Annotated in this window: 5 protein-coding genes, 1 tRNA gene and 2 pseudogenes; all 8 read left to right on the top strand. The window is 42.2% G+C overall.

Annotation, left to right across the window (positions count from 1 at the left end):
* Nucleotides 1–485 (top strand): RNA-guided endonuclease TnpB family protein (locus tag F8S12_RS34145; protein ID WP_196514612.1); only part of this gene is annotated, 485 nt, incomplete at its 5' end.
* An 82-nt stretch (nucleotides 486–567) separates the two neighbouring features.
* Complete coding sequence (locus F8S12_RS34150; protein ID WP_196520696.1) at nucleotides 568–1,446, top strand: M48 family metallopeptidase; 879 nt, start codon at nucleotides 568–570, stop codon at nucleotides 1,444–1,446.
* A 33-nt stretch (nucleotides 1,447–1,479) separates the two neighbouring features.
* Nucleotides 1,480–1,617: pseudogene (locus tag F8S12_RS42525) on the top strand (type II toxin-antitoxin system PemK/MazF family toxin); the annotation flags it as partial.
* Between the two features lie 185 nt (nucleotides 1,618–1,802).
* The gene (locus F8S12_RS34160; RefSeq protein WP_196520697.1) at nucleotides 1,803–2,687 is read left to right on the top strand and encodes a hypothetical protein; all 885 of its coding nucleotides are present in this window, start codon (nucleotides 1,803–1,805) and stop codon (nucleotides 2,685–2,687) included.
* 120 nt (nucleotides 2,688–2,807) lie between these two features.
* Nucleotides 2,808–3,950, top strand: a pseudogene (locus F8S12_RS34165) (alpha-hydroxy acid oxidase).
* 273 nt (nucleotides 3,951–4,223) lie between these two features.
* A tRNA-Leu gene (locus tag F8S12_RS34170) sits at nucleotides 4,224–4,307 on the top strand.
* A gap of 123 nt (nucleotides 4,308–4,430) precedes the next feature.
* Complete coding sequence (locus tag F8S12_RS34175) at nucleotides 4,431–4,625, top strand: hypothetical protein (RefSeq protein ID WP_196520698.1); 195 nt, start codon at nucleotides 4,431–4,433, stop codon at nucleotides 4,623–4,625.
* Nucleotides 4,626–5,234: 609 nt separating this feature from the next.
* Complete coding sequence (locus tag F8S12_RS34185; RefSeq protein ID WP_196520699.1) at nucleotides 5,235–5,708, top strand: hypothetical protein; 474 nt, start codon at nucleotides 5,235–5,237, stop codon at nucleotides 5,706–5,708.
* The last annotated feature ends 301 nt before the right edge of the window (nucleotides 5,709–6,009 follow it).

Consider the following 6,009-nt stretch of genomic DNA (forward strand, 5'->3'; position numbering starts at 1 on the left):
AGGATTTTCTACATAAACTTAGTTATAAGTTGGTCAGCGATAGCCAAGCTGTCATAGTAGAGAATCTTCATGTTAAAGGCATGGTTCGTAATCACAAATTGGCGAAATCAATATCTGATGTAGGGTGGGGAACATTCACCAACTTTTTAGCTTACAAGCTAGAACGCATTGGTGCAAAGTTAGTTGAGATTGATAGATGGTTCCCCAGTTCTAAACTATGTTCTAATTGTTTCTATCAAATAGGTGAGATGCTGTTGGATGTCCGTGAGTGGACTTGTCCTCATTGCAATACTCATCATGACAGGGACGCGAACGCCGCGACAAATATTAGAGCAGAAGGCATCAGAATGATAAAGGCGGAAGGTTCAGCCGTCTCTGCTGTAGGAGGGGAGGTAAGCCCTACTCTTGGACGAAAGTCTAAGTTTAGGCACTCCCCTATGATTACAGAAGCCCCAACTTCAACCGTACTCGGTAAGTTGGGGTAGTTCACTCGTTATACTAGCTGTGGGAGGCTGTTTATCTAACCAGCCAAATTCCATAATTTTGTTTTTTATAACTTGCTGCACCATGTCCTTCTTCAAAACTCCGCTGATTGGTTTAAAAGCTGACTCATTTCGTCATCCATTAGACCTGGAAGCTACTACAACCCTCAAGCAGATACCTGGCATAGATATAATGGTGCGGAATTTGCTCGGGCCAATGGCAGAGCAGGTTTTCTATGTAGAAAATATTGCGTCCAGCATTCTGGTGGGTGAAAAGCAACTGCCTGATTTGTACAAGTTGTTGTTAGAAGCCTGCAAAATCCTAGATATAGAGCCTCCCCAGTTGTACGTCCGGCAGCATCCGGCTCCGAACGCCTATACTTTTGCTGTGCGAGGTAAGCAGCCATTTGTTGTGCTTCACACATCCCTGATTGATATCCTCACACCAGAAGAAATACAGGCAGTAATTGCCCATGAGTTAGGGCATCTCAAATGTGACCATAGTGTTTACTTGACTCCTGTAAATTTATTAATATTAGCTGCGTCAATTGTGCCTACTATTGGAGGCTTCATTGCCCAAGGAATACAGGCACAGCTTTTAGAATGGGTACGTTGTGCTGAGTTTACCTGCGATCGCGCCGCATTACTAGCAACCCAAGACCCCAAAATTGTCATGTCAGTGTTGATGAAGCTGGCGGGTGGTTCTCCAACCTTAGCGCCACAATTAAATCTCGATGCCTTTGTTGCCCAAGCCCGCGCTTACGATGATATCAGCAAGACTGAACTGGGTGAAATGGTCAAAGTTGCCCGCACAGCCCAATTAACTCATCCAGTACCAGTGCTGCGGGCGCGAGAAATTGACCGTTGGGCAAGTAGCACAGAATATCAATCTTTAATTCAAGGTCACGAATTTAAGTCTACTAATAATGAAGTTGCGCCCAAAGGCGGCTGGCGCAATTGGTAGAGCAAAAACTAACAATGATCTGAAAATGGTTTAAGTAAGGTTTCTGCTGCTGATGTATTTCAAGTACGTTCAATCTCGCAACAGAGATTAGTTCGCCAACTGGGAATTTTGTTAGATGAGCAAATGCTGAATATCAGTAAAGTTTTAGCAGTAGTCTTAGGCATTAATTAATGTATTTGTCAATATTTTATATAAATGCGATGTCTGGCGACAAGCCCTCCGGGTGACGCTCGATGACTCGCTACCGCTACGCTAACAGTAGCTCATGGGGGAAACCCGCAAGACCGCGCTGCTTCACCGCTACGCGTCTACGCACTCATGTAAAATACTAGTACAGCCAGCCAAAAAATTAGCCAATGACCAGGTTCCCCTACGACCAGTTTGCAAAAGACTACCTTAAAGAATTGTTACAACCACTGGGACAAGTGGAAACAAGTCGGAAAGTTACGGCTGAAATCCGAGAGATTGATGTATATTTTGCACCTTCACTTGCATCCACAAGCGATAAAATAGAATTAGGATTATTAGGAAAATTTGCGGCTGAACCTGCATTAATTGAACCATTTAGGAATGCGGCTACAGTTGCAGAAATTCGCAGTTGTTTGAACAAGTTATTTGATATATTTGCTGATTTAAAACGTCAAACCAAAGGTGATAAAAACCGGATTGCAGAATCAGAATTACCACGGTTATGGATTTTTTCACCTACAGCTTCTGAATCTATATTGGGCGGTTTTAGAACTAGCATAGATGAAGAAAATTGGGGAGTAGGAGTTTATTTTTTAGGCGATTATTTGAGAACAGCAATTGTGATAATTCACAAATTACCATGTACGGCAGAAACACTATGGTTGAGAATTTTAGGTAAGGGAAGAGTTCAGCAACAAGCGATAGATGAACTAGAAGCACTTCCCCAAAATAATCTCTTGCGTTCTAAAGCAATTGATTTATTATTGAGTTTAAAGACTACGTTAGAACTCAATCAAAATATAGATAAGGAGGATAGAGATTTAATTATGCGCTTATCGCCTATTTACGAACAAAAATTAGCAGAAGCCAAACAAGAAGGAATCCAAGCAGAGCGTCGTACTGTTATAGAGAATTTGTTGCGAGTTCGGTTTGGTTCTTTAGATGCGGAGCTAAGAGGAATTATTGAACCTTTATTAACATTATCTCCAGAGGAATTTACTCCTTTATTATTGCAACTATCTCAAGAAGAATTATTGGATAGGTTCAATTAGAAAACTCAGTCGAAGAGACTGTATTCTGCACGTTGACTAAGAAATCGATGATTACTGAAGCATTATTAATCGGACAATTGGATTAAACAATATCCCCTTGATTAACCCACAGGCGCTACCATGACAGTCGCACCCAACACCGATCGCTCTCAACCCATTAACCTTTTTGAGTACGAAAAATTAGCAAAAGAGCATCTGTCTCAAATGACACTTGATTACTATAGCAGTGGTGCTTGGGACGAAATCACATTGCGGGATAATCGTGCTGCCTTTGAGCGAGTCAAGCTGCGGCCTCGGATATTAGTCGATGTCAGCGATGTCTACGACGGGCTACGCCTACGCAATCTAACTACATCCATTTTAGGACAACCCCTACAACTACCTTTGTTAATTGCGCCGATGGCTTTTCAATGTCTAGCCCATCCAGACGGAGAAGTTGCCACGGCTCTAGCTGCGGCATCAGCTGGTGTGGGCATGGTGTTAAGTACAATGGCAACAAAAAGCATTGAAGAAGTAGCGACTGCGTGTGATAAATTTCCAAATTCTCTGCGATGGTTCCAGCTTTACATCCACAAAGACCGAGAATTGACTCGTGCTTTGGTAGAAAAAGCCTATAAAGCAGACTAAAAAGCACTTTGTCTGACTGTAGATGCGCCTGTTCTCGGACAGCGAGAGAGAGATAGACGTAACGAGTTTGCCTTACCCCTAGACTTGCATCTGGCTAATCTTGCAACTATATCAGGGCTAGATATTTCCCATGAAAAAGGCGAATCTGGGTTATTTACCTATTTTGCCCAACAGCTAAACCCAGCAGTAACTTGGCGCGATTTAGAATGGTTAGAGTCTTTATCTCCATTACCTTTAGTCATCAAAGGAATTTTACGCCCAGATGATGCTGTGCGGGCTGTAGAATATGGAGCCAAAGCAATTGTGGTTTCCAATCATGGGGGCAGACAACTCGATGGTGCGATCGCCTCTTTAGATGCCTTGACTGAAATAGTAGCAGCAGTAGATGGTAAAGTAGAAGTATTGTTGGATGGAGGTATCCGTAGGGGTACAGACATTCTCAAAGCTCTGGCATTAGGAGCAAAAGCGGTACTGATCGGACGACCTATTTTGTGGGGACTAGCAGTAGCAGGACAAATCGGTGTATCCCATGTCATCTCACTACTACAAGATGAGTTAAATGTAGGAATGGCACTGAGCGGCTGTGCTAAGTTACAAGATATTGACCCTAGTTTATTGGCACTCCCACGCTTTTAAGTCGTCGGATTCTAAAATCAATAAGATAAAATTATCTAGCATATCTCTATATTAAGCATAAATTACTATTCTGAGCCATAGCAAGTAAAAAAATAGACATTCTAAATACACACAGTCTCAAAGCCTAAAAATGCTTGTCAGCTAGGCGATAGAGCCATACAGTATATTTGCTCAATTAATTTAAAAGCTATTATTCCAGCAAAATTTTTAGAATCACTTTTTAGACTTGTCACAACACCACTTAATATAGTATGATAATAAAGTTGAATATAAGGGCGGGTGGCGGAATTGGTAGACGCACCACACTCAAAATGTGGCGGCCTTGCGGTCATAGGAGTTCGATTCTCCTCCTGCCCATTATTAACAGCTTAAATAAAATTTTTAGTAGAGAGCGTAATTTAATATCTACGAATGTAGAGATTATATAAATGTCTTCAATTACTTAAGAGTAAATATCAAATACAACAGAGGTTAAAAATTATGCGCCTGAAAAGATGGGAATCTCCCCGTAAAGAAGGCAGGAATGACAAAGGTAGAGGCGGTTCTGCAAGGAAGCGGCAACTCAAAAAGCAAAGGCAGATGTTACGGCAAAGACTTAAAGAAGCTAACAAACCAAACAATAACAAAAATAATACAACGGGGGAAGATAAGATTATCTTCCCCTTATTTTTTTAGTTTTCCTTTCATAAGGAATATAAAATGATGGTGAGTTCAAGGCGATCGCTCACCCTTTGAACTTAAAACTTCATGCTTTGAACTGCAATATCCGAGATCCAAGGGTAAATTATGGTGTGTGCAAGGCGTAGGCGTAGCCCGTCGTTCGCGTAGCGTCTCGTAGAGAAGACATCGCTTCTATAATTCCTAGCGTAACGAACGGTATAAAGAAACCTGTGCGAGGTTCTATCTCAACCGTAATTGGCAGCTATAAAAGCGTTGTCAGCAAAAGCATTAATGTTATTTGGTACACCAAAGGGCAATCAATCTGGCAACGCAATTTTTATGAACACATTAGCCGGGATCAAAAATCTTTGGATCACATCCGACAATATATCCTAGACAATCCTTAGAGGTGGGCAGATGATCCAGAAAATCCACAGCATAATCCTGATGATTGTGAATTCCTATTCGATATACCTTTCTGATTCATTGTAGGGGCACGGCATTGCCGTGCCCCTACGTCGTGTTGTTGAAGCTTTAAACTCCAACTTCTATCCTTTGAACTTGGTAATCTTTTTGTATGTTTGGGAACTCTAGGAGTAAGCAACATACTGGAGACTAATTTTTATGTATACAGCCCCAATTAGTGCAACACTAGCGCAATCAGAGAGAGATGCTGTGTTGCAAGCGATCGCCACAATTAAAGAAAAGCTACCATTTTTGATTGATTTAAGTAATGAGGAGCGGAAAGCTTTACCCAAGATGGGAGATAAAAGCCGCGCCTTTGTCAGCAAAGCATTAGAAGTGGCGACACAGAACCCAGAGTTTTTACCGCGATCGTTTGACCTGGATGAAATGCGGAAGGATGTACAATTGTTTGAGGCATTGTATCCAGTATTGCTCTCTCTGTCACAATTCCATGAATTGGTGGATGATACATTTTTAGCGGTGGGTAGTGAAGCCTATGCAGCCGCGTTGCAGGTGTATACTTATGCCAAAGCTAGTGGACAAGGCGCTGGTTTAGAGACAGTAGTTGAGGAAATGGGGCAAAGGTTCGCCCGTAAATCTCGGAAAGTCAAGCCTCAAGCAGCAGCGTTGTAGAAAATAACTCGGCGATCGCACTTCAAAGGTGCAATGTTAAGGCTCAGAACTCGGATGTTGGAGTAAATTGCTCGACATTCCGAGTTCTGAACTCGAAGCTTCAACCTCTGAACACAAAACTTCGAGATGAGAACGCGAAACTTCGTGCTTTGAACAGCAACGTCCGAGATCCAAAGGCGATCGCTCACCCTTTGAACTCGGAACTTCGTGCTTTGAACAGCAACGTCCGAGATCCAAGGGTGAATGATGGTGAGTTTAGGGCGATCGCCAATACTTTTCGGTTAAGGTACACAGTCTTTAA

This window comes from Nostoc sp. WHI (assembly GCF_015714725.1).
Taxonomy (GTDB): Bacteria; Cyanobacteriota; Cyanobacteriia; order Cyanobacteriales; family Nostocaceae; genus Nostoc.